17 protein-coding genes are annotated in these 21,654 nt (G+C 38.7%); 5 read left to right on the plus strand and 12 right to left on the minus strand.

Annotation, left to right across the window (positions count from 1 at the left end; translation table 11 throughout):
• Positions 1-51 precede the first annotated feature (51 nt).
• From E2R51_RS05800 to E2R51_RS05810, 3 genes are all read right to left on the minus strand, one after another.
• Positions 52-615 (minus strand): DUF2087 domain-containing protein, encoded by a 564-nt coding sequence (locus tag E2R51_RS05800; protein WP_133376066.1) that lies wholly within the window; start codon positions 613-615, stop codon positions 52-54.
• 101 nt (positions 616-716) lie between these two features.
• Positions 717-1,199 carry a methylated-DNA--[protein]-cysteine S-methyltransferase gene (locus E2R51_RS05805; RefSeq protein WP_133376343.1) on the minus strand — a complete coding sequence of 161 codons (483 nt, stop codon included), beginning with the start codon at positions 1,197-1,199 and terminating at the stop codon, positions 717-719.
• Positions 1,171-2,631: an ATP-binding protein gene (locus tag E2R51_RS05810; protein ID WP_133376067.1), complete on the minus strand. Its 1,461-nt coding sequence runs from the start codon at positions 2,629-2,631 to the stop codon at positions 1,171-1,173. The genes E2R51_RS05805 and E2R51_RS05810 overlap by 29 nt, the downstream gene beginning before the upstream one ends.
• Before the next feature lie 35 nt (positions 2,632-2,666).
• Between E2R51_RS05810 and E2R51_RS05815 the strand changes: the two genes are divergently transcribed.
• Positions 2,667-3,785, plus strand: a complete 1,119-nt coding sequence (locus tag E2R51_RS05815) for an acyltransferase family protein (protein WP_240732964.1) — start codon at positions 2,667-2,669, stop codon at positions 3,783-3,785.
• Positions 3,786-4,038: 253 nt separating this feature from the next.
• Positions 4,039-5,763, plus strand: coding sequence for a B12-binding domain-containing radical SAM protein (locus E2R51_RS05820; protein ID WP_133376069.1), 1,725 nt, complete (start codon positions 4,039-4,041; stop codon positions 5,761-5,763).
• Positions 5,764-5,830: 67 nt separating this feature from the next.
• Here the strand turns inward: E2R51_RS05820 and E2R51_RS05825 are convergent, their stop codons facing one another.
• The 8 genes from E2R51_RS05825 to E2R51_RS05860 all read right to left on the minus strand — a co-directional run bounded on the left by E2R51_RS05825 (position 5,831) and on the right by E2R51_RS05860 (position 18,204).
• Positions 5,831-7,180, minus strand: coding sequence for a TrkH family potassium uptake protein (locus tag E2R51_RS05825; RefSeq protein WP_133376070.1), 1,350 nt, complete (start codon positions 7,178-7,180; stop codon positions 5,831-5,833).
• Between the two features lie 141 nt (positions 7,181-7,321).
• Positions 7,322-8,530 carry an anti-sigma factor domain-containing protein gene (locus E2R51_RS05830; protein WP_133376071.1) on the minus strand — a complete coding sequence of 403 codons (1,209 nt, stop codon included), beginning with the start codon at positions 8,528-8,530 and terminating at the stop codon, positions 7,322-7,324.
• Positions 8,527-9,282, minus strand: coding sequence for an RNA polymerase sigma-I factor (sigI, locus tag E2R51_RS05835; RefSeq protein ID WP_133376072.1), 756 nt, complete (start codon positions 9,280-9,282; stop codon positions 8,527-8,529). The genes E2R51_RS05830 and sigI overlap by 4 nt, the downstream gene beginning before the upstream one ends.
• A gap of 181 nt (positions 9,283-9,463) precedes the next feature.
• Positions 9,464-10,255, minus strand: a complete 792-nt coding sequence (locus tag E2R51_RS05840) for a TerC family protein (protein ID WP_133376073.1) — start codon at positions 10,253-10,255, stop codon at positions 9,464-9,466.
• A 285-nt stretch (positions 10,256-10,540) separates the two neighbouring features.
• Complete coding sequence (locus tag E2R51_RS05845; protein ID WP_133376074.1) at positions 10,541-11,632, minus strand: SDR family oxidoreductase; 1,092 nt, start codon at positions 11,630-11,632, stop codon at positions 10,541-10,543.
• Between the two features lie 81 nt (positions 11,633-11,713).
• The gene (locus E2R51_RS05850) at positions 11,714-14,815 is read right to left on the minus strand and encodes an efflux RND transporter permease subunit (RefSeq protein ID WP_133376075.1); all 3,102 of its coding nucleotides are present in this window, start codon (positions 14,813-14,815) and stop codon (positions 11,714-11,716) included.
• 157 nt (positions 14,816-14,972) lie between these two features.
• Positions 14,973-16,358, minus strand: a complete 1,386-nt coding sequence (gene nhaC, locus E2R51_RS05855; protein WP_133376344.1) for a Na+/H+ antiporter NhaC — start codon at positions 16,356-16,358, stop codon at positions 14,973-14,975.
• A 277-nt stretch (positions 16,359-16,635) separates the two neighbouring features.
• Entirely contained in the window at positions 16,636-18,204 is a 1,569-nt protein-coding gene (locus E2R51_RS05860) for a peptide chain release factor 3 (RefSeq protein WP_133376076.1), read from the minus strand.
• 283 nt (positions 18,205-18,487) lie between these two features.
• Here E2R51_RS05860 and E2R51_RS05865 point away from each other — a divergent pair, with 283 nt between their 5' ends.
• On the plus strand, positions 18,488-19,282 hold the full coding sequence (locus E2R51_RS05865) for a DUF4397 domain-containing protein (protein WP_240732965.1): 795 nt from the start codon (positions 18,488-18,490) through the stop codon (positions 19,280-19,282).
• A gap of 1 nt (position 19,283) precedes the next feature.
• Positions 19,284-19,937 (plus strand): class F sortase, encoded by a 654-nt coding sequence (locus E2R51_RS05870; protein WP_133376077.1) that lies wholly within the window; start codon positions 19,284-19,286, stop codon positions 19,935-19,937.
• 68 nt (positions 19,938-20,005) lie between these two features.
• On the opposite strand, the gene E2R51_RS05875 is transcribed toward E2R51_RS05870, so the two are convergent.
• Positions 20,006-20,245: a YueH family protein gene (locus E2R51_RS05875; RefSeq protein WP_133376078.1), complete on the minus strand. Its 240-nt coding sequence runs from the start codon at positions 20,243-20,245 to the stop codon at positions 20,006-20,008.
• A gap of 145 nt (positions 20,246-20,390) precedes the next feature.
• Here E2R51_RS05875 and E2R51_RS05880 point away from each other — a divergent pair, with 145 nt between their 5' ends.
• The gene (locus E2R51_RS05880; protein ID WP_133376346.1) at positions 20,391-21,605 is read left to right on the plus strand and encodes a NupC/NupG family nucleoside CNT transporter; all 1,215 of its coding nucleotides are present in this window, start codon (positions 20,391-20,393) and stop codon (positions 21,603-21,605) included.
• The last annotated feature ends 49 nt before the right edge of the window (positions 21,606-21,654 follow it).

Below are 21,654 nucleotides of genomic sequence, written 5' to 3' on the forward strand. Positions count from 1 at the left end.
TACAATGAAAACAGACTCCATTTAAATGATTTATGGAGTTTTGTTTCAATATTAAATCAGCCACATTTCTTTTGGATTAACCTCATAGATATTATTTTCACGATACATAAATTGATGATTAATAAATTCTCTTCGAATAGTAGCGTAATCTTCATGATATTGCTGAATAAATGTATTGATCTCTTTTTCAGGATATTTTTTTCCCATTTCAAGCTTCTCAATCATGTATTCAAGAACAACCAGTTTTTTCTTTCTTTGGGCTGGTATTGTTTTAAGTTTGCCTTCCTTATCCAAAAAATTCTGGATGATTGCTTGTTTTTCCCCCACTTGGTTTTCCTCCTTATCATTCTCCAGTACATCTAAAATGGCCAGGAGATGCTGCTGCATCATTTTTTTGTTTAATTCAAAATAAATCGTATTTTTGTCACGTCTTGAAATGATCACCCCGCTCTCTCTTAATTTAGTTAAATGATGTGAAATAGTGGGCGGTGTAAGTCCTAATTTCCCAGCTATCGCCTGACCATGAAGAGGTCCCCTTGCAAGCAGATGAATGATCTTCATTCTTGCAGGATCGGCGATGCCTTTTAAGAAGGCTACTTGTTTTTCTAATTGCATAATCTACCTCCTTAGATATTCATCTAATTAGATTTATATCAAATTAGTTTATTTCAGTCAAGAAAAAATTCCTGAAAAATGAGACAAATAGTCTCCATTTTTCAGGAATTTCTATTGGAAAATCGACTCTCTAAATTTAAAAGGAGCTCTTTTTTATTAATATGTGTACCTGCATAACCGGTCATGGATCCATTTTTCCCCACCACACGATGACAGGGAATGACAATGGGAAGAGGATTCCGCTTATTTGCCTGTCCAACAGCGCGAACTGCCTTTTCCCGTTTAATTTTACTTGCTATATCCTTATACGAGCAAGTGGCCCCATAAGGAATAGAGCCCAAAGCCGCCCACACTTCTTTTTGGAACATTGTCCCTTCATAGTGTATAGGGAGATTGAACTCCTGCCTTTTTCCATCAAAATACTCACATATCTGTCTTTCTGTTTCGTCAAGTAGCGGATGTTCATCCCTATAATTTTCTTCTGGATCTGCCATTAAGTCAAGCCGGGTTAATCTGTCTTCAATGATTTCTACCCGCAATAGCCCCATTGGGCTGTTAATGATGCGTTGATGCACGATCTTCATCCCCTGTTGTTGGAAATAATAAATGAAAGATGGACCCTTTTCCCATCTCACTAGTCACTTCTATTTTACCGCCATGTTCTTCAACAATTTTAAAACTGACCACCAGGCCAAGGCCTGTTCCGTTTTCCTTTGTCGTATAAAAAGGTTCATTCAATTTAGTTAAATGCTCGTCTGATATTCCACAGCCCGAATCTTTTACCAGGATATGCTGACCAAGATCATCTGCGAAATACTGAAGCGCAATAATCCCTCCTCCTGAAATGGCTTCTATTGCATTTTTGACCAGGTTAATTAGTACCTGCTTTAAACGGTTGCCATCACCATACAGTGTCTGACCCTTATTTTTGCAGTTAACATTTAACTCAATATCATAGAGTGTCGCCTGGGCTTGCATAAGATCTGCTGTTTCTTTTAATATACAGGGCAGACTTACGTTTTCATAGGCACTGGATTTTGGTTTGGCCAGCATAAGAAATTCTGTCATGATCGTTTCTATTCGCTGCAGTTCAGACATGATCACGCCAAAATACATACTGTGATCTTCTTTAACACTGGATTCTAATAACTGAATAAAACCTTTTAGTGCAGTCATAGGGTTGCGGATTTCATGGGCAATACCAGCAGCAAGCTGTCCGACGATTTTTAATGTATCATGCTTATTCAGCTGCTCCATCATTTCAACCATTTCCGTTACATCCCTTAAAACAGTCAGGTCGACATCATTGGCTATATCGTTAATTGTTACTACTTCAAAGTAACGCTTTGAAAGCTGTACGATCATTGTTTTAATATCACCGATGTATAAATAAGGAGCAAGTTTTTTATGACTTTCTTCATCAATGATCCCAGAAATCTTTTTTTCTTGAAATTCATCTAAATTAAATCTTATAATAGCTTCATTGCTATTAAGCGACAATGATTTATTTGCCTGGCCGTTTGAATGAATAATTCTTCCATCTTTGCCGGTAAGCAGCAAGCCATGAAGAGCATTATCAAAAGATGCCTGAAAAATACTGTTTAAATTAAGGTGATCTGTTTGAATCTGCTGTGTTTTACGGATAATAAGAAGAATGGTTGAATCCTGTTCCATTAATATAAGATCGCATTCACAACTGTGCCTGGCATCATCGGGTGTTTGGAAAGTAAATTGCCCGGTAATTTTTTTGACTTTGATCAGCGATAAAAGTTTGCCATTAAAATCAGCATGTTCTTCTGCCGGTATGATATCAGTAATAACTTCGATAATATTATCGGAAGTATCTATTTGAAGAAAGTTGTTTGCGGTTGAATTGTATAGTAATATTTTACCTTTATCGTTAAATAAAATGACGCCTTCACTCATATTCATAAGAACCTGGAGTGCTAATTCTTCCATAACTAACGGTTGCGGTTTGTCTTTAATTGACCATTTCTCTTCTAACTTACCGAACATGTGCAAAGTCACCCCTCAACTTCCGTATGTAAAACATGTTTTTGAATAAACCAGGAAGATTAACGCTGATTCACCAGGTTCACTCCTCAATAAAACGGGTAATTAGAAAGATAAGAACTATTAGAAAAGTTGGTGCTCTAGTGACAAAACGAGATTATTTTTTTGATAATGCAAAGTTTATCTTGATTTTTTTAGTAGTGTTCGGCCATGCCATTCAGACGTACATTGAGACCGACCCTTTATTACTATCAGTGTATAAAACGATTTACTTTTTTCATATGCCGGCTTTCATTTTAGTAGCTGGATATTTCGCAAAAGGAATTCATCAAAAAGGTTTAATACGAAAGTTAGTAAAAAAGTTGCTAATACCATACCTAATATTCCAGTTAATTTACACTATATACTATTATTTCCTTAGGAATGAACAAACACTGACAATTGATCCTTTTAACCCACAATGGTCTTTATGGTTTCTCGTCAGCATGTTTTTTTGGAGTTTATTGCTGCTGCTATTTATTGGTGTGCTTAGGCTCTCGTGGAAAACGGCTGTTCCTATAAGTTTTGGATTGGGCATCATGATAGGTTTTGTTGATGATCTGACAAGTACGTTAAGTATTTCAAGAACGTTTGTGTTCTTTCCATTCTTCCTTATAGGGTATTACATCAACAGGGAACAATTTACCTGGCTGAAGAAAAGGCCTTTTCAACTAGCTGGTGTTTTTTCTATTGCAGTAGTCCTGTTATTCATGCTTGTATTTCCCGAATGGAGCAACAAATGGCTACTGGGAACTTATTCCTATTCCGAATTAGGACAGCCGCGTGAATTAAGCCCGTTTATCCGCATGTTAATTTATTCTCTGAGTTTATGGTTAGTAGCGTCATTCTTTTCCATTACTCCAGAAAAAAAATACTTTTATACAAACTGGGGAAAAAATACACTTTATGTTTATCTTCTCCACGGTTTTATCATTCAATTATTCAGAGAGAGCAATATAGATGTATTTGTTAATCCGTACGTATCTTTGCTATTAATCATGATCTCATCATTATTGCTGACCATTCTTCTCTCAACCAATTGGATTACAGCTGTTACTCAGCCAATTATTGAATTAAAAGCAAGCAGATTAAAAAAACTTTCTCCTAAGGAAAAATAATCCCTCTCGTATAAAACAGTCCAACTTTGGGCTGTTTTTCTTTTTCCCAATTTTAACATTTAATCATGAGGAAAGAAACTCTTTTTACATCCAAATTCTTATATAGAACATATAAAAAATCATTTTACCAGAGTAATAATATAATTCTGCTGCTAATAATCAAATATTTCGATAATACCTGTAATGTTGTTTCTTTACAATCCCTCCTGTAAAATAAATTCTATGTAAACACCGAATTGAAGGAGCTAATAAAGTGAACATTGTACTGTCAACGTTAAACGCGAAATTTATCCATACCAATTTAGCAATCAGATGTTTAAAAGCGTATGCACAAGATGAATTTCAAATTGAAATCAGTGAATACACCATCAAAGATCCGGAGATGAATATTGTTGCTGATCTCTATACAAAAAAACCTGATGTCTTAGGTTTCAGCTGTTATATTTGGAATATAGAAGAGACAATTAATGTCATTAATCTGTTTAAAAAAATCTCACCTCATACTAAAATCGTGATCGGAGGACCCGAAGTCTCCTACGATGTACCCTACTGGCTGGAACGGCTGGACAATGTAGATTTTATTGTTGTGGGGGAAGGTGAAGAGTCATTTAAACAGCTGTTACGTGCACTTTCCGGTGATATTTCGATTCAGGATGTTAATGGAATTGCTTATCAGACTGAACAAAAACCTGTCATCCATCCACAAACGAATAAAATGGACTTAAAAACGCTGCCTTCTCCTTTTCGTTTCGAAGAAGATCGCAAAGATTTATCTAAACGGATCGTTTATATCGAAACAAGCAGAGGCTGTCCATTTCGATGTCAATTTTGTTTATCTTCAATAGAAGTAGGCGTTCGATACTTTGACAGGGAGACCATTAAAGAGGAAATTCGTTTTCTGATGAACCACGGCGCTAAAATCATAAAATTTGTGGATCGTACATTTAACATCAGCAGAAGCTACGCAATGGATATGTTTGGATTTTTAATTGATGAACATAAACCGGGTACGGTTTTTCAATTTGAAATCACTGCTGATATTATGCGTCCAGAAGTCATTCAATATCTGAATGAAAACGCTCCTGAAGGCTTGTTCCGTTTTGAAATAGGTGTTCAGTCAACGAACGATGAAACAAATGAGCTGGTCATGAGAAAACAGAATTACGAAAAATTGAAACGAACTGTCACAATGGTCAAAGATGGCCGGAAAATTGATCAGCATCTTGACCTGATCGCAGGTCTTCCCGAGGAGGATTACCAATCCTTCAAACAAACTTTCAATGACGTCTTTGAAATGAGACCTGAGGAATTACAGCTTGGGTTTTTAAAAATGCTGCGCGGTACCGGATTAAGAATCAACTCAAAAAACCATCATTATGTTTATATGGACCATGCTCCTTATGAAATTCTAAGCAACAATGTATTATCTTTTGATGATATTATCAGAATTAAACATGTGGAGGATGTATTGGAGAAATACTGGAATGATCATCGTATGGATCAGACAATCACCTATTTAGTTGAACACGTATTCCCTACTCCGTTTGATTTCTTTCAGTCATTCGGTTCCTACTGGGATGAACAGGGCTGGTCCAGAATCGGGCATCAGCTTGAGGATCTGTTTAAACGGCTGCATCAATTTTTAGAAGCATATGCCATTCCAGATAGAGATATAATTGAAGCTCTCATGAAAAAGGATTATCTGCTAAATCAAAAGTTTAAGCCGCGAAAGCCATGGTGGAAACCTCTGGAAACAGACACCGCAAAAAAAGAAATCTATCAGAAATTACTTACAGATCCGGCTCTTGCCGGTAAAGATTTTGCAAAACTGGATTTAAAGCAGAAAGAGCTATTTAAACATACAATTCTTGAAGAAGGAATGATCCAAGGAAATAATGGTGATTTTCATAAAGCTTATTTTATTGCTTATTACGATCCAAAAAACGGATTACCTCAACTATTTGAATTTACTGCGTAAAAAAAACGATGGCAAAATTGCCATCGTTTTTTATTGGAGTAAACATAAAACTTTTCACTGAAATTTTTTATCCAATAATTACTCTTTCCTTCGGATAATGATATTTTGCTTTTTTATTGTTTCCTCCGATCATAAATAGGAAGGAGATGAGTCCAACCCTTCCGATAAACATGAGGAGCATGATGATGAATTTGCTTGGAGTTGAAAGTTCAGGAGTAATTCCCATGGACATGCCAGATGTTCCAAATGCTGAAGTTACTTCAAAAACAACTGAAATTAAATCATGTGAATCAAACAGCATAATTAATATGACGGAGAGCATAGACATAAATCCGGCAAGTATAATAACTGCGTAAGATCGATACACATCAATTAAATGAATTTCTCTCCCGAACACTTGAATTTGATTGTTTCCTCTTGAAAAATGAATTAAAAATAACACAGCAATGGCAAGGGTTGTTGTTCTAATACCACCGCCAACAGAGCTTGGAGAGGCCCCTATAAACATTAATAAACTCAGAACGAGCTGTGTAGGTTCGGAAAAACTACTGACATCAAGTGTAACTAAACCACCTGATCTGGTGGAGGTTGACTGGAATAATGAATAGAAAAATGCCTGATGCCAGCTCACATCCTGGAATCGTTTATTAAATTCCATAATAAAAATTAAAAAAGTTCCGACAGCAAGAAGGATGCCAAAGGTTATTGTTGTAATTTTAGTAAATAGAGAAAATCTAAACGCACCGTTCTTATTCGATAAAAACTGCTTCAGTTCAATAAGTACTGGAAACCCGATTGCACCGAGTATAATTAAAAGGATATTAACAATTTGAACGAAATAGTCGTTCGCATATGGAAGCAGTGACTGGCCTGTGATGTCAAAACCGCCATTTGTTGTGGCTGACACTGAGGCGAAAACCCCATGTAAAAACGCCTCCCCAATCGTATCGTAAAATTGAGTGAAATATACAGCGAGCAGCAAAGCTCCAACTGCTTCAATCAATAGTAATATTTTTATTATTTCTATAATAAGTTTTACGACTCCAGATAAATTATATTGATTATGATCAATCATAATCAGCTGTCTTTCTCTTAGTCCAATACGTTTGCCAACCAGAAGCCAAACAAAAGTACCCAATGACATGATACCGATTCCGCCTAATTGGAGGATCAGCATGATCATCAGGATTCCAAAGGTTGTATACGTTTCTGAAATATTAACTACGGTTAAACCGGTCACACTAACTGCACTTACTGCTGTGAATAATGAATCAATTAACCCAATATATTCACCATTTTGATGAACTCCCGGAAGTCTAAGTAAAATAAATGAAAGACTGATGGCCAGGAAATAGTAAATTACAATTAACTGTGCGGGTTTTAGCATCCGTATTCTATCTTTAAATTTTACCCACATAATCCTAATCCTTTCACGTTCAATAGTCTATCTAAGCTTAGCTGATTTTTACCATAAAAGGAATCAGATTTTCACTATTCACTGCTATTATCTTCCGTAATCATCTTTCAACAGAAGGTTTTCAATTCAATAATAAAATCTTTATTCTCCGTTTTTACCTTTATTTTCTCCGTTATTACGCGGTTCATTCTTTCGGTGCTCCTCTTTATTAGCTTTTTCTCCTTTTTCCTTATCTTCTTTTTTATTGTTTTTTTCATTTTCTTTATGTTGGTGTTTTTGCTTATGATCATTTTTATTTTGACTTTCATTTTTCTTTTCTTTCATTTCACTTGCTTTTTTTTCCTGTTTTTTCACCTGGCTTTTATTTTCTTCTTGAGATGGTTTGGGAAGGTTTTTTGGTATTGTATTTTCTTTAGTCGGAGTGTTATGTTCTATTGGATTTTTTTCAGGTGCAGGTTTTTCAGGATTTTCACGCAGATGCTTTTCCGGAATGGATCTGCTGTTTTCTTTTTTTGGCGTTAACTCCTCATCAGGTTTTTCTGACTCTTCTGGCTCTTCTTCAGGTTCTTTTTTTGTGGACCGTTCCTTTGTTTTTTCATTTGGCTGTTCTGCTTCGTTAGATGATTTTTCTTCATTTACCGGTACCTTTTGATTTTGCTGATTTGAGTCTTTTTTTATATTTGTTTTTTGCTCTATTTTTTTAGAAGTCTTTTCCTGAATCAAGCGCCCAAAAGATACCCCTTGTTCTTCTGCATTATTATAGTCCTCCATTGATCCTTCCTGCAGGACTATATTTGCCTTAGGAAAACTATTTTCAGCTTTACCTGCAAGCATGACAATTGATTCATTCAGGTCTTCAATATAAGCATCATCTGCATTATCAGTGAAGACTGATGAAATTAGGATTGCAGGGTCCCCTTCATTTAAATAACCTTCCTGGTCACTTATAGAAATAATTTGATCAATTGTTTCACTCAGGGTTTGTTCTTCCCAAAGAATATCATCCACTATTTTAGCTGCTTCGGCATTTAACTCATTTATTGCGAGCACTTGTCCATCAGGTCCAATTTTAAACTCAAAGCTTGGATTAATATCTACTGCTAAATACGCGTACGTCTTATTGGAAGTAAAAGGATTGAGAAGGAAAAATGATAAAAGTAAAATGGCAGTCAGTGCACTATACGCCGGCCATCTGGAACGTTGGCTGTTGTTGCGCTCGATAGGTTTTGCATAAATCATCTCACCAATTTCCACAGACGAGGAGGGTTTTTGAACACGTAAAAATTCCCCTTCCTGTGTAAGCAATATGATATGCCGCTTATTTATCTCCATAACTACACCTTTTTTCATTTATCAAAACGCTCCTTCATGTACTGCTGCAAATAATCAAAATTACCATCTATTAAAACGATAATTGCAATAATATATTTTCGATTTCGCTCCAGCGTTTTCCGGCTCAAGCTTACTTCTTTTTCTATCTGCTTCAATGGCAGTCTTTTTTTCTTTTTAAGGTAATCCATCCAAATGGGATTATCCGCTATTAAAAGTGCGGTAGAAATCGCGTTTTGCCTCGCATCTTCATGCTTTGGAGATTGCGAAACAACATCCTGAAAAGTTAATCCGTATTTTTTTAAGCTCAGGGTGTATTCTACGATTTCATCTTTTCTTTCCTGCGCCACTTCCTGTTCACGAAAATTATTCATTGCATGCTCAAGTTCAAACAGGGATGCTTTGTTTCCTTCATCAGAGTCCTCTCCAGAAAAAAGATTAGGCACAGCTTTTTCCCGCTGATTTTTTCGAATAAAATCAATTATTTTCCGACTGATGACTACATCTGAAAATGCAAGCAATGAAGAACCTTTATTCGGCTCATATTTCATAATTGCTTCGTGAAAAGCCATTAATCCAATGCTGTATTCATCATCCTGGTCGTAGATATACCGTTTGCAGACAGATGAAACTGATTTTTTTATAAATGGTTTATAATCGTTTATCACTTCATTTAGCAATTCGATATTCCCTTTTTGAATCTCTATCACTTTCTCTTCCAGGGTAAGAGTTTTTGTCAATTTATTTAACATTAATAATAATAATAATGGCATTTACGGTAACACCTCAATTCAACATATCTTTGTCTTGTTGAATTGTACCGATAATCATCGAATAATGAAAGAAAAACCATTATTTAATACCTCATCACTTACTTAGAGTATACGGAATTAAAACATTGGGATGTGGGGGTCATAGGAAAAGCCGCTGAAATTAAATTCAGCGGCTTTCTGATTATAATGATGCTTCCCCACTCTCTTCTCCACCACCGCGTTTTCTTGCAAGGATATATCCCCCTACTGCAATGATGACAAGAACACTCCAGAATATAAGCTTCCAGGTTGTTGAATGTGGAAAATGTGTATCAATAATGTGCAAATTCGGATGTCCAAGAGTCAGGACGGCTAATTTAACCCCTACCCAGCCTACAATTAAAAATGCTGTAGTCTCAAGTAATGGATATTTGCCAAGAAGACGAACAAACCAGTGTGCTGCGAAACGCATGATGATTAACCCAACTAATCCTCCAAGGAAGATCACGATAAACTGCGCTCCATCAATGCCCCCAATTTCGAAAGCCCCTACTGCCGGCAATGTAATGGCCAAAGCTACAGCAGCAAGCATAGAATCAATCGCAAAAGCAATATCAGCTATTTCAACTTTTAACACCGTCATCCAGAATCCTGAGCCCTTCGTTTCCTTCTCTGCTTTTTCGGCATCAGTTAACTCGTCTTTTGAAGTTCGTGCCTGTTTAATTATATGGCTGATAGAAATATAAAGGAGGTATAACGCTCCTAAAGCTTGAACCTGCCAAACATCGATCAGGACGGCAATTAAAAATAATGACGCAAATCGAAAAATAAAGGCTCCAAACAATCCGTAAAATAGTGCTTTTTTTCTTTGTTCAGGCGGTAAATGCTTTACCATAACTGCCATTACCACTGCATTATCCGCAGCAAGAATCCCTTCTAAACCGACTAAGATCAGCAATACCCAGCCGTATTCCAATAATAAAGCTGCATCCATATTTTTTTCCTCCTTTATTTCATTGTCCCCAAGCTGAGGGGGTGACTATGCATTAACATACAAAAAAGACCTTTGCCTAATAAAAGGCAAAGGTCTTGCTAAGCATATATTATGCCATTAAGGCCGATGGATCGTAATCCATGTAATGACGACCAGTAATTAGTCATATGAGTAATGACTATAGCTACTCCCCCTTGACTGAATGTCAAAGAAATATTTAATTTGAACTTTATTATAGCACTCTATTCTCAAATGTACAGCGAAAATTTTCCTATTTAAGGATACCTAATTAACAGGAGGATGGAAGCGTTCATCTCTTTTATGCAAATTATAAAAGCTGATCATCGGTTCCAATCCTTCTAAAAAATCAGGACAGGTGATTCCTGTGCCCGCCAGGTCTTGTTCTGTATCCCCTTGATCAAATGAACCCTTCCAAAAGAAATATTCGACGGATTCCCTTTCGACGCGCAGCAATTTCCTGGCTGCTTTAAAAGATAACAGACGATCAACAAATTGATGAGGGACAGAATATGACGGCTTTCGTCCTGTTTGGGCAATCATAATGAACCGGAATAACTCTCTTGCCGGATAAGGATTGGGATCAGTCAGGTGATAGGTTTTCCCGGCTCCTGCTTCTAAATGGCCTAACCAGTTAGCTGCTTTAACTACATAATCAACAGGAACAACATTTAACACCGTTGCACTTCGTCCTATATAAGGAATAAAAGAAGAGCCTTTCAGTCTGTCAATAATATTCATCATATAATAAGGACCGTCAAACTTAGTCGTCTCACCGCTTTTCACTGATCCTTTAACAATACCTGGTCTGATAATGGTTGTTGGAATATGATTTTTCAACCGATCCACAAGGACTTCTGCTTCATATTTGGTTTCTTCATAATGATTTCGAAAGGCTTCGGGCCGAATCAGTTCGCCTGCTTTAATTGACCCTTCCCGTTTTCCTGCAATGTACGCGGTACTAAAGTAGACGTATCGTTTAATATGAGGCAATGATTGTACCCACTCATTCACATGATAAGTTCCCGTCACGTTTACTTTAAAAGCGAGAGATTTAGGCACCGCTAAATCATATATGGCCGCTAAATGCCAAACATACTGTATTTTCTCCTTCAAATAATCTTTTGTGGGGTCAGGCAGCCCCAAATGGTTTTTCGTAATGTCACCCTCAATTATTTGAATTGTTGACCTGTTGGATGCTCCTCTTAATAAGTGCTCAACTTTTTCATTTGCTTTGGTGCTCATAGAAGGCTGAACGAGTAAATATATATTTTTTGCTTCTTTATCAGAAAGCCATAACTTAATAAAGTGCTCGCTGATAAATCCGGGAAATCCAGTCACAAAATAACCTGGTCTCATTTCCCCTCACCCCTTTCTTATTAATTAATACTAAAGATGAAAGTAAAAGGGTTCAACCCCCGGTTGAACCCTTTTTAAAAATTAACTTTCTTCAGTTATGTTGTTTTTTCTTTTATTCGTTTTTTTATTCATTTTTCTTGTTTCAGGATCCAAGAAACTATAAATAATTGGGACAATGTAAAGCGTTAAGAAAGTGGAACTGATTAATCCGCCAATAACGACAATTGCCATCGGCTGATTTATTTCTGTCCCTTCACCAATACCCAAAGCCAGCGGCAATAATCCCAAAATAGTGGTTAATGCCGTCATTAAAATTGGACGAACACGATCTCGTACAGAGGTGACAATCGCATCATAACTGGTCATCTTTTCTGCTTTGCGCTGATTGATATAATCGACTAAAACAATCCCGTTATTTACTACAATTCCTGCTAAAACGAGTAAGCCAATAATAGCCGTAACGCTGATCGGCGTCTGTGTTGCAAATAAAGAGATTGCCACTCCGATAACGCTTAAAGGCACCGTAAACATGATAACAAATGGATATTTAAACGATTCAAATTGTGCTGCCATAACAAAATAAACGAGTACAATCGCAAGCACCACAGCCAAAAGCATATCACTTAATGAATCTTCAAGAAGTTCACGGTCCCCTCCAAATACCACATCTGTTTCATCAGCCAGATCCAGTTTGGCAATTGCTTCGTCTACTTCAGCAGAAATGGATCCTAGATTAGTCCCGGAGGTATAGGTGGCTGTAAAGCCTACAGCTGCCTGCTGATCGATTCGCTGGATTGATACTGGTCCTTCCGATATTTCAATATCAGCCAGTTCCTGGAGCTCAACAAATTGGCCGCTTGGGGCACGAAGAGCCAACGTCTCCAGCCCGTCGAGAGTGTTCGCAATCTCTTCTTGATATTGGACAAAGACACTGTACACCTGCGAATCCTCAGAGATAATCTGTGTAGCCAAAGCGCCCCTTGTGACACTGTTGACAGTCTGAGCAATTTGGGCCGGTGCGAAACCATACTCCTGAGCACTCTCACGGTCAATTGTCAGCTGTACTTCTTCAACTGTATCTTCTAAATCTGTTTCTACTTCTGTTATATGATCCAGATCCAGCAATGCAGATTGTATATCCTCCACAGCTCTTTCCAATCGCTGTTCACTTGAATCACGAACTGAAAACGATAAAGTTTGTGGTGAAGTACCGGTTGCAGTTTGCAAATCGGCCGTTACTTCAGCTGTTTCATTCACATCCAGTGCTGCCTGTTCTATTTTTGGTGATAAGTCTTCAATAAATTCAAATACTGATATGTCCCGATCATTTAATGGCTTCATTTTAACGGAAATATCAGCTATGCTGCCATCCGTTGAGCCATCAAAAGAACCTTGTTGCAAAGCGCCTATCTGACTGACATAAACATCAATAACATCTTCTTTTTTCAATTCTTCTTCTACCGCATTAACGACTTTTTCAGTTTCTTCGAGTGAAGTACCATTTTCCAACGATACCCGGACACTAAAGAACCCTTCGTCTGTAGCAGGTAAAAATTGAGTGCCAACCGTCGTTAATCCCAGGCCTCCTCCTGCCAATAGCAGGAATGTTAACACCAGCGGAACCCATCGTTTTTTCAGGGACCACGCTATTGTCCGTTCAAAACCTTTAACAAATGAGGACTGCTTTCTTTCTGCTTCATAGTTTTTAGGCGGCTCTTTCAGCAGTCTGCTCGCAAGCATCGGCACAACCGTCAAAGCAACAATAAGAGAAGCAAATAAACTAAACGAGATGGTTAAAGCAAATTCAGTAAATAAATCCCCAATTAGTCCTTCAATGAAAATAACCGGGATAAATACTGCGATGGTTGTAAGAGTAGATGCTGTTATTGCGCCTGCAACCTCCTTCGCGCCATCTATTGCCGCTGTTTTAGGATCTTTCTTCATAGATAAGTGCCTGAATATATTTTCAAGCACAACGATAGCATTATCCACCAGCATTCCAATTCCAAGTGCTAATGCCCCAAGTGTGAAAATATTTAGTGAGAAATCAGAAAAGAACATTAACACAAAGGTTACAATCACTGAGTATGGGATTGCCACTCCAATGATGATCGGGCTCTTAACATTGCGCAAAAACAAAAACAATACAATCATCGCGAACAATCCACCGACAATTAAGGAATTGCCTATATTCCCAATGGCTAATTGAATATAGTCGCCCTGATCGAACAGGACATCCGCCGTTATAGATTCATATCGATCTTCCTCTAATAAGCGGTCTAATTCTTCTTGAAATGCTGAAGATACATCCGCTGTATTTGCGTCAGACTCCTGCAGCACACTAATTAATACTGCTTGTTCTTCATTTGCCCGGGTAATGACTTCCTGATCAGGCTCACCAAAGGCAACTTCCGCCAAGTCGCTGACTAAAATATCTTCCCCGTCAACCGGATTAACGGATATCGCTAAATTCTCAATGTCTTCCACAGAAGTCAGCGTACTTAATATCCTCGTCGTTAAATCTTTTCCATCTGTCTCCACTGTATCGCCGGGAAACGAAATGTTGTTTGCCTGGATTGCATTTAAAACGTCTGTCTGGGTAAGACCAAACTCTTCAAGCTTGTCCTGATCAAGAAGGATTCTTACTTCTTCAGATAATGAGTTTGAAACGTCTACACTTGCAACTCCATCTGTCCGTGTCAGTTCGAGCTCTAATTCTTCTGCAAGCTCGCGAATATCTGTTGAATCATCAGAAGACCGAAGACTGAGCTGGATAACCGGAAACTGGGCAGGGTCAAATTTCAGCACCCTCGGTTCGTTTGCTTCATCGGGAACTTCTACCTGTTGAATCGCCTGCTGTATATCTCGTTCAGCTTCATCGATGTCTGTGGCAAATGTAAATTCCAGAAACACCAGATTGGAGCCTTCTTCTGATGTTGATTGCACATTTTTTAATCCTGGTAAAAGTGCAAGCTGAGACTCAATTGGCTTTGTCACCTTTTCCAGTACTTCTGTCGGACTTGCTCCCGGGTAGGAAGTAACTACAACCGCTACAGGAGGATTAATATCTGGTATTAGCTTTATCGGAATTCTTGTTAATGAGATGGTACCAAGTAAAATAACTAAAAGCATGGTAACAATGGTAAAAACGGGTCTTCTTACTGAAAAACTGCTTAAATTCAACCGAAACGCTCCCTCCGCTGGACCAATAAACAGCTCGCCCAACTTTAATACTATGTCTTTTTACTATACTGACTCTCGTGTCGTTATTCAATATTTAACATCCTCGTTCACAATATAAACAAAATTACCCCCCTTTCATTCTGAAAGGAGGGCTTGTTTACATTTTATTTTTAGTTATCGTCCATCCAGTAGCACTAAAAATCACCGTCAGTATAGGGCTCGCTAAACAAAACACGGCAAAGGGAAGATAGGTTAATGTAGATACACCTAAAACATTGGTGATAAAAACACCACAAACGCCCCATGGTACTAGTGGGTTAATAACAGTTCCAGCATCTTCTAACACCCTCGACAAGTTCTTTCGTGCCAAATTCAAATCATCAATCGGCCGTTTAAATGATTCTCCTGTCAAAAGGATGGATAAATACTGTTCCCCTATCACTGCGTTAATACCAATTGCCGTAAATGCAGCTGATACCAGTGTGGAGGAAGCTTTTTTAAGTTTATTTTCAATTAAACCAAGCAGCGTTTGAATAATGCCCAGTTTAAATAATAATCCACCAAGACCAAGCGCAAGGATAACCAGCGCCACTGTAAACATCATCGAATTAATTCCTCCCCGGGTAAGAAGGGAATCTATTTCTTCAATGCCCGATTCAGATTTATATCCTTCGAATAATAAACCAGATAGATCGGCTAAAGAAGTAAAGCTGTGGAGATAAGACAGAGCAATACTAAAAACAATGGTAACAGCCAAAGATAAAATAGCAGGCGTTTTTTTAACAGCCAATACTAAAAGCAAGACCAAGGGCAATAGTCCGTACCAGTGGACTCCCCCTGCATCCGAAAGCCCCTGCTGCAGATTACCAATCTGAGCAGCTGCTGTCCCTGCATTTTCTCCTGGTGATAACAACCCAAAAACGAGCAGTGAAATGATAAAAGCTGGCACTGTAGTCCAGGCCATGTTTTTTATATGCTCAAAAAGATCTACCTCAACAATTGAGGAGGCAAGGTTTGTTGTATCTGACAGCGGTGACATTTTATCGCCGAAAAATGCACCGGATACAATGGCACCTGCTGTCACCGCAAGCGAAACATCCAGAGCAGTTGATACGCCAATAAACGCTACGCCAAGAGTAGCTACAGTTGTTAAGGAACTTCCAATACTCATTCCAATAATAGCGGTAATAACAAATACGATGGCAAAATAAAATGGCCAGTCAGCAATATGCAAACCTATATAGATCAATGTTGGTATTGTTCCTGAAATCATAAATGCACTGATGATCATGCCTATGAAGAAAAATAAAAACACAGCACTTAACCCAGATGATGCGCCGGCTGTCATTCCGCTTTGTAAATCATTCATCGATATTTTTTTACTGATTCCAAACCCTAACAATAATAAAATACTAACGATAATTGGAATGTGGGGAACCGTTTTCAGCACGATCATACATAGGCTGATCAATGCCACAATAACAACTACCAACCCAATTGATTCTGTTTTTGTTGCTCTTATTACCGGTTCATTATTAAACATCATTTTCCTCCTGTCACAAAAAAGAACTTCCGCACCCCTCAACAATTGGGACCAGGAAATTCTCCAAGGTATAGACCTGATAAACTGTTTTACAGTCCGATTCCATCTTTCGCTTGAACGCTTTTAAGCACTAAAGTAACTTTATTTTAGCATACCCTGCTGTTTCGTCAAGATCTTTCAATGAAATTCATCAACCCGGTTTTAACCCCTCTATTATTATGCGTTATAACCGCAAAAACACCCTTGATGATTTTGATCATTAAGGGTGTTTTTCAGTTTAAAGCAGGCTGTACAGTTTAATTTCAGGGTGCTTATCAGCAAACCATCGCATAGCAAAATCATTTTCAAATAAGAAAACAAGTTTTTCCTGGCGATCCTTCACCAGCATGCTTCTGCTAGATGACATGGCATCCTTTACATCCGCTTCATTTTCAATCCATCGGGCAATTTTTGAACCGATATTTTCCATCATGACATCCACATTATATTCGTTTTTCATGCGGTGCTCGAATACTTCAAACTGCAGCTGTCCAACCGCTCCTAAAATGACATCCTCTGTACGGCGTGTTTTGTACAATTGAATGGCCCCTTCTTGAACCAGCTGATTGATGCCTTTGTGAAAGTGTTTTTGCTTCATTACATTTTTTGCGGTTACGCGCATAAATAGTTCGGGAGTAAATTGAGGCAATTTTTCAAATTGAAAACTTTTTTTACTCTCGGTGATCGTATCGCCAATTTGATAATTTCCCGTATCATAGATGCCAATGATATCTCCGCTCACTGCTACATCAACTGTATTTCTGTCATCTGCCAGGAAGGATGTGGAGGAGGAAAGCTTAATCGTCTTTCCTGTTCTGGCAAGCTGAACTGCCATCCCTCTTTCAAATTTTCCTGAACAAATTCGCAGAAAAGCAATTCGGTCGCGATGCGCAGGATTCATGTTAGCCTGAATTTTAAATACAAACCCTGAGAACTCCTGTGCGGAAGGATCGATCGCACCGATGTCGGATTGCCTTGGCTGAGGCGAAGGTGCAAATTGAAGGTACGTTTCCAAAAATGTCTGTACTCCAAAGTTTGTTAAAGCGCTGCCGAAAAACACCGGAGTGATCTCGCCTTTTGCCAAACGTTCTTCAGTAAACACATTACCTGCTTCCTCCAGCAGCATAACGTCTTCAAGCGCCTGGTCATATAACCCTGACCGCTTTATTTCGTAGTCACCCTCAAGCTCGCCCTCTTCGTTTAATGGAAGAAAACGTTTGTCCTCTTCTACACGAAATTGTTCAATTCTTTTGTGGTGACGATCATATATACCTAAAAATTCTTTTCCCATTCCAATCGGCCAGTTCATTGCATATGACTCAATCCCAAGAACTTCTTCAAGCTCCTCCATTATTTCAAGAGGTTCTCTCCCCTGGCGATCAAGCTTATTTACAAAGGTAAAGATCGGAATTCCGCGCATTTTACACACTTTAAAAAGCTTCAATGTCTGGGCCTCTATACCTTTGGCAGCATCAATGATCATCACAGCACTGTCAACAGCCATCAGGGTACGGTATGTATCCTCACTGAAATCCTGATGTCCAGGGGTATCTAATATATTCACTCGTTTGTTATCGTAGTCAAATTGCATTACTGATGAGGTAACCGAAATTCCTCTTTGCTTTTCAATTTCCATCCAGTCCGAAGTTGCATACTTACCGGTCTTTTTCCCTTTGACCGTTCCAGCAGCACGGATCGCTCCTCCAAATAATAGGAGCTGCTCGGTTAATGTCGTTTTCCCTGCATCAGGGTGGGAGATTATTGCAAAAGTTCGTCTAGATGAAACTTCTTTTTGTAGTGTTGTCATAATTTTATCCTCTCGTTCCTTAAGCTTTACCTATTAAATGATAGAGCTTTGGCCTCTTAAATGCAAATATTCATTTATGCCATCAGGGCTTCACGGCATCCTGCTAACCATAACTATATTAGATGCATTTAATTTATATTCTTTCGTCTAATTAAAAAATGAAGCAGCTTTTTTATTTTTAATAACACAGCACATTTAAAGTTGTTTGTCTTGCTATACATAATGTATAAATAAGTTGTACATTAATTGTACAAATATTCTAAACAAAAGGAGAGTGGCGAATTTGAAAAAGTTTTTTGCTTCAATGCTTGCAGCTGTAATGATGATGGCGCTGTTGGGAGGAGCAGCTTTAGCAAATGATGGTGAAGGATGGGTTCGGATTCTTCATGCATCACCCGATGCCCCCGCTGTTGACGTGTATGTAAATGGTGAGCCTGTAGTAGAAGGAGCAGAATTCAAGGCGTATACAGAGTACATGGCTTTGCCTGCCGGTGAGCACGAAGTTGAAATTTTCCCTGCAGGAGAAACAGATACAGCTGTAATTTCTGCTGCATTAACAGTTGAATCCGGAAAATACTATACCGCCTCTGCCATTAATCTTCTAGAAAGTTTAGAACTGAATGTAACGGAAGATGATCTTTCAATCAGCGACGGTATGACAAAAGTAAGAGCTGGACATTTTTCCCCTGATGCTCCAACAGTTGATGTTGGCCTTGTAGGAGGAGACGCGGTATTCAGCGGAGCTTCATTTCCCGGAGTAACCGACTTTGCTGAATTAGAAGCAGGTACCTATGATCTTGAAGTACGGACTCCTGAAGGCGATCAGGTTTTAGACTTGTCCGGAACTGCTCTTGAAGAAGGAATGGCTTACAGCGTTTATGCAGTTAACACATTGGATAGTATTGAAGCACTTGTTTTAACAGCACCTGCCTCTGGTTCAATGCCTTCTGAAATGCCTGAGACGGGCATGGGCGGAATGGCGAATGAAAGTACTTCTATTTTACCGTATGTTGCAGTGGCAGCTTTGTTAGGCGGAGCAGCTGTTCTATTAGCCGTACGCAGACGTGCACATAACTAAGATGAAACGCTTTATTGCCTTAGCAAGTATAATCCTTCTTCTGCCGGCTTGTGCAGAAGAAGGTTTTCCCGATTCCTCCGTCCCTGAAATGCCTATATTAAACGAAACAAATGATGCTGTTCCGGTACAAGCAGCCCCTCCGGCAGTAAATCAACTCCAGTCCAATACAAATTCTGTGAAGAAACCTCTTGAAACAGAGGAGCACATTATACCATCTTCTCTATCAATCCCATCAATTGGTCTAATAGCACCTGTAAATCCCTATGGACTTGATGACAGCGGAGCGATGGCCGTTCCTGATAACGGAAACGAAGTTGCCTGGTTTGAACCCGGATTTAAACCAGGACAAAAAGGCAATGCCGTCTTAGCAGGACATGTTGACAGCGAAAAAGCCCCTGCTGTGTTTTGGGATTTAAAAGCATTAAATGAAGGTGACGAGATAATCGTCAGCGATTCAGATGGAAAAACCTTAGTGTTTGAAGTGGTGAAAACAGAAATTTATGAACGGAATGAAGCCCCGATCCAAAATATTTTTGGCAGTTCATCTTCCAGAAAGCTGAATCTTATCACATGTACAGGATATTTTGACCGGGATGAGCTAAATTATGTAGACCGGATGGTTGTTTATACTGAACTGAAATCAGAAGAACATTAAAAAAGCCGCTTTATGCGAAGCATAAAGCGGTTTTTTTAGTGAATACTAATTCTTTCTTCTATAATTCCTTACATTTCTCTCGTCCATTGACTAATTCGATTCGCAAGTTCTGCTGCCGTGCTGCTGTCCGTTTGGCCTGAAAGGGAACTTGTAATGGTTTGTACCATCTTTTCTCCCAGTTCATCGTAGGAAAATTCGATCGACCAGTGCAATGATGGAATCGCCACTAATATCATTTCTTCTTTTTTATTTTCATGGATAAAAATCTTTCTTTCCTTACCTGAGCTAATTATTTTCCTGATTTTCATACTTTTAAACCACCTTCAGTTGTCAGACATCTGACATTAATTTGACGTTTTTGTGACTATTATTGAAACGCTTGCATTTGCATTGTAGAATGAGGAGAGCGTTTTGACAAGCAAGATATATATATGAATGGAGATGTGCACCATGATTAACATTATATGGGGATTATTCGGAATTATCGTTGTTCTGGGTATCGCCTTTGCTCTTTCAAGCAATAAAAGATCCATTAATTGGAGGCCGATTTTAGTTGGTTTACTTATTCAATTAACGTTTGCTTTTCTAGTTCTTAAGACGAATCCCGGACGCTGGGCTTTAGAAAAGTTAACATTTGGTGTAAACAATATCATTTCCTATGCAAATGAAGGAATTGGTTTTGTTCTTGGCGGTTTTGGTTATGAAACTGAAGGCGGCATGGTATTTGCAATCAATGTTTTATGTATTATTATTTTCTTCTCTTCGTTAATTTCAGTTCTTTACTATTTGAAAATCATGCAGATTGTTATTAAGTTTCTTGGCGGCGGTCTTTCATGGCTGCTCGGTACCCGCAAAGCAGAATCAATGTCAGCTGCTGCAAATATTTTCGTTGGACAAACCGAAGCACCTCTTGTCGTTAAGCCCTACATTGCTAAAATGACCAACTCTGAATTATTCGCAGTTATGACAGGGGGACTTGCTTCAGTAGCAGGTTCTGTACTGATTGGTTATTCACAGCTTGGAGTTCCTCTGGAATACCTTTTAGCGGCAAGCTTTATGGCTGCACCTGCTGGTCTGGTTATGGCAAAACTGTTTATTCCTGAAACAGATCCAAGACCTGACCCGAAAGATTTAGAAATGGAAGCTGATAATGAAGCAACGAACGTCGTTGATGCAGCTGCAAAAGGAGCAAGTACCGGTCTTCAGCTGGTGTTAAACGTTGGAGCAATGCTGATTGCCTTTATTGCTTTAATCGCCATGCTTAACGGTATCCTTGGCGGAATCGGCGGCTGGTTCGGCTTTAACAATTTATCCATTGAATTAATCCTTGGCTATGTATTCGCTCCACTTGCTTTTGCTATTGGAATTCCTTGGAACGAAGCGATTCAGGCAGGAAACTTCATTGGGCAGAAGCTGGTTCTGAATGAGTTTGTAGCTTACGCTAACTTCGCTCCGATGATGGATCAGCTATCAGACAAAACGGTAGCGGTTGTTACGTTTGCTCTTTGCGGATTCGCTAACATTTCTTCATTGGCCATTTTATTAGGCGGACTTGGCAATCTTGCACCTGAAAGACGCCCTGACATTGCCCGTCTTGGAATCCGGGCAGTTATTGCAGGAGCATTGGCCTCGATGCTATCCGCTTCTATAGCAGGTATGTTCTTTTAAATCATTTTCTGAATTTAACTAAAAGCGCTCAATACAAAAAGGCAGCCGG

Origin of the sequence: Jeotgalibacillus sp. S-D1 (assembly GCF_004358665.1) — a bacterium.
GTDB lineage: Bacteria > Bacillota > Bacilli > Bacillales > Jeotgalibacillaceae > Jeotgalibacillus.

Excerpts from the sequence above, each read along its gene's own strand:
- E2R51_RS05810 (WP_133376067.1), bottom strand. The coding sequence starts at position 2,631 with ATGTTCGGTAAGTTAGAAGAGAAATGGTCAATTAAAGACAAACCGCAA.
- E2R51_RS05825 (WP_133376070.1), bottom strand. The coding sequence starts at position 7,180 with ATGTGGGTAAAATTTAAAGATAGAATACGGATGCTAAAACCCGCACAG.
- E2R51_RS05860 (WP_133376076.1), bottom strand. The coding sequence starts at position 18,204 with ATGACAACACTACAAAAAGAAGTTTCATCTAGACGAACTTTTGCAATA.
- E2R51_RS05800 (WP_133376066.1), bottom strand. The coding sequence starts at position 615 with ATGCAATTAGAAAAACAAGTAGCCTTCTTAAAAGGCATCGCCGATCCT.
- E2R51_RS05845 (WP_133376074.1), bottom strand. The coding sequence starts at position 11,632 with ATGAGACCAGGTTATTTTGTGACTGGATTTCCCGGATTTATCAGCGAG.
- E2R51_RS05870 (WP_133376077.1), top strand. The coding sequence starts at position 19,284 with ATGAAACGCTTTATTGCCTTAGCAAGTATAATCCTTCTTCTGCCGGCT.
- E2R51_RS05815 (WP_240732964.1), top strand. The coding sequence starts at position 2,667 with ATGTTTTTGAATAAACCAGGAAGATTAACGCTGATTCACCAGGTTCAC.
- E2R51_RS05830 (WP_133376071.1), bottom strand. The coding sequence starts at position 8,530 with ATGAAAAAAGGTGTAGTTATGGAGATAAATAAGCGGCATATCATATTG.
- sigI (WP_133376072.1), bottom strand. The coding sequence starts at position 9,282 with ATGCCATTATTATTATTATTAATGTTAAATAAATTGACAAAAACTCTT.
- E2R51_RS05805 (WP_133376343.1), bottom strand. The coding sequence starts at position 1,199 with ATGAAGATCGTGCATCAACGCATCATTAACAGCCCAATGGGGCTATTG.
- E2R51_RS05840 (WP_133376073.1), bottom strand. The coding sequence starts at position 10,255 with ATGGATGCAGCTTTATTATTGGAATACGGCTGGGTATTGCTGATCTTA.
- E2R51_RS05875 (WP_133376078.1), bottom strand. The coding sequence starts at position 20,245 with ATGAAAATCAGGAAAATAATTAGCTCAGGTAAGGAAAGAAAGATTTTT.
- nhaC (WP_133376344.1), bottom strand. The coding sequence starts at position 16,358 with ATGTTTAATAATGAACCGGTAATAAGAGCAACAAAAACAGAATCAATT.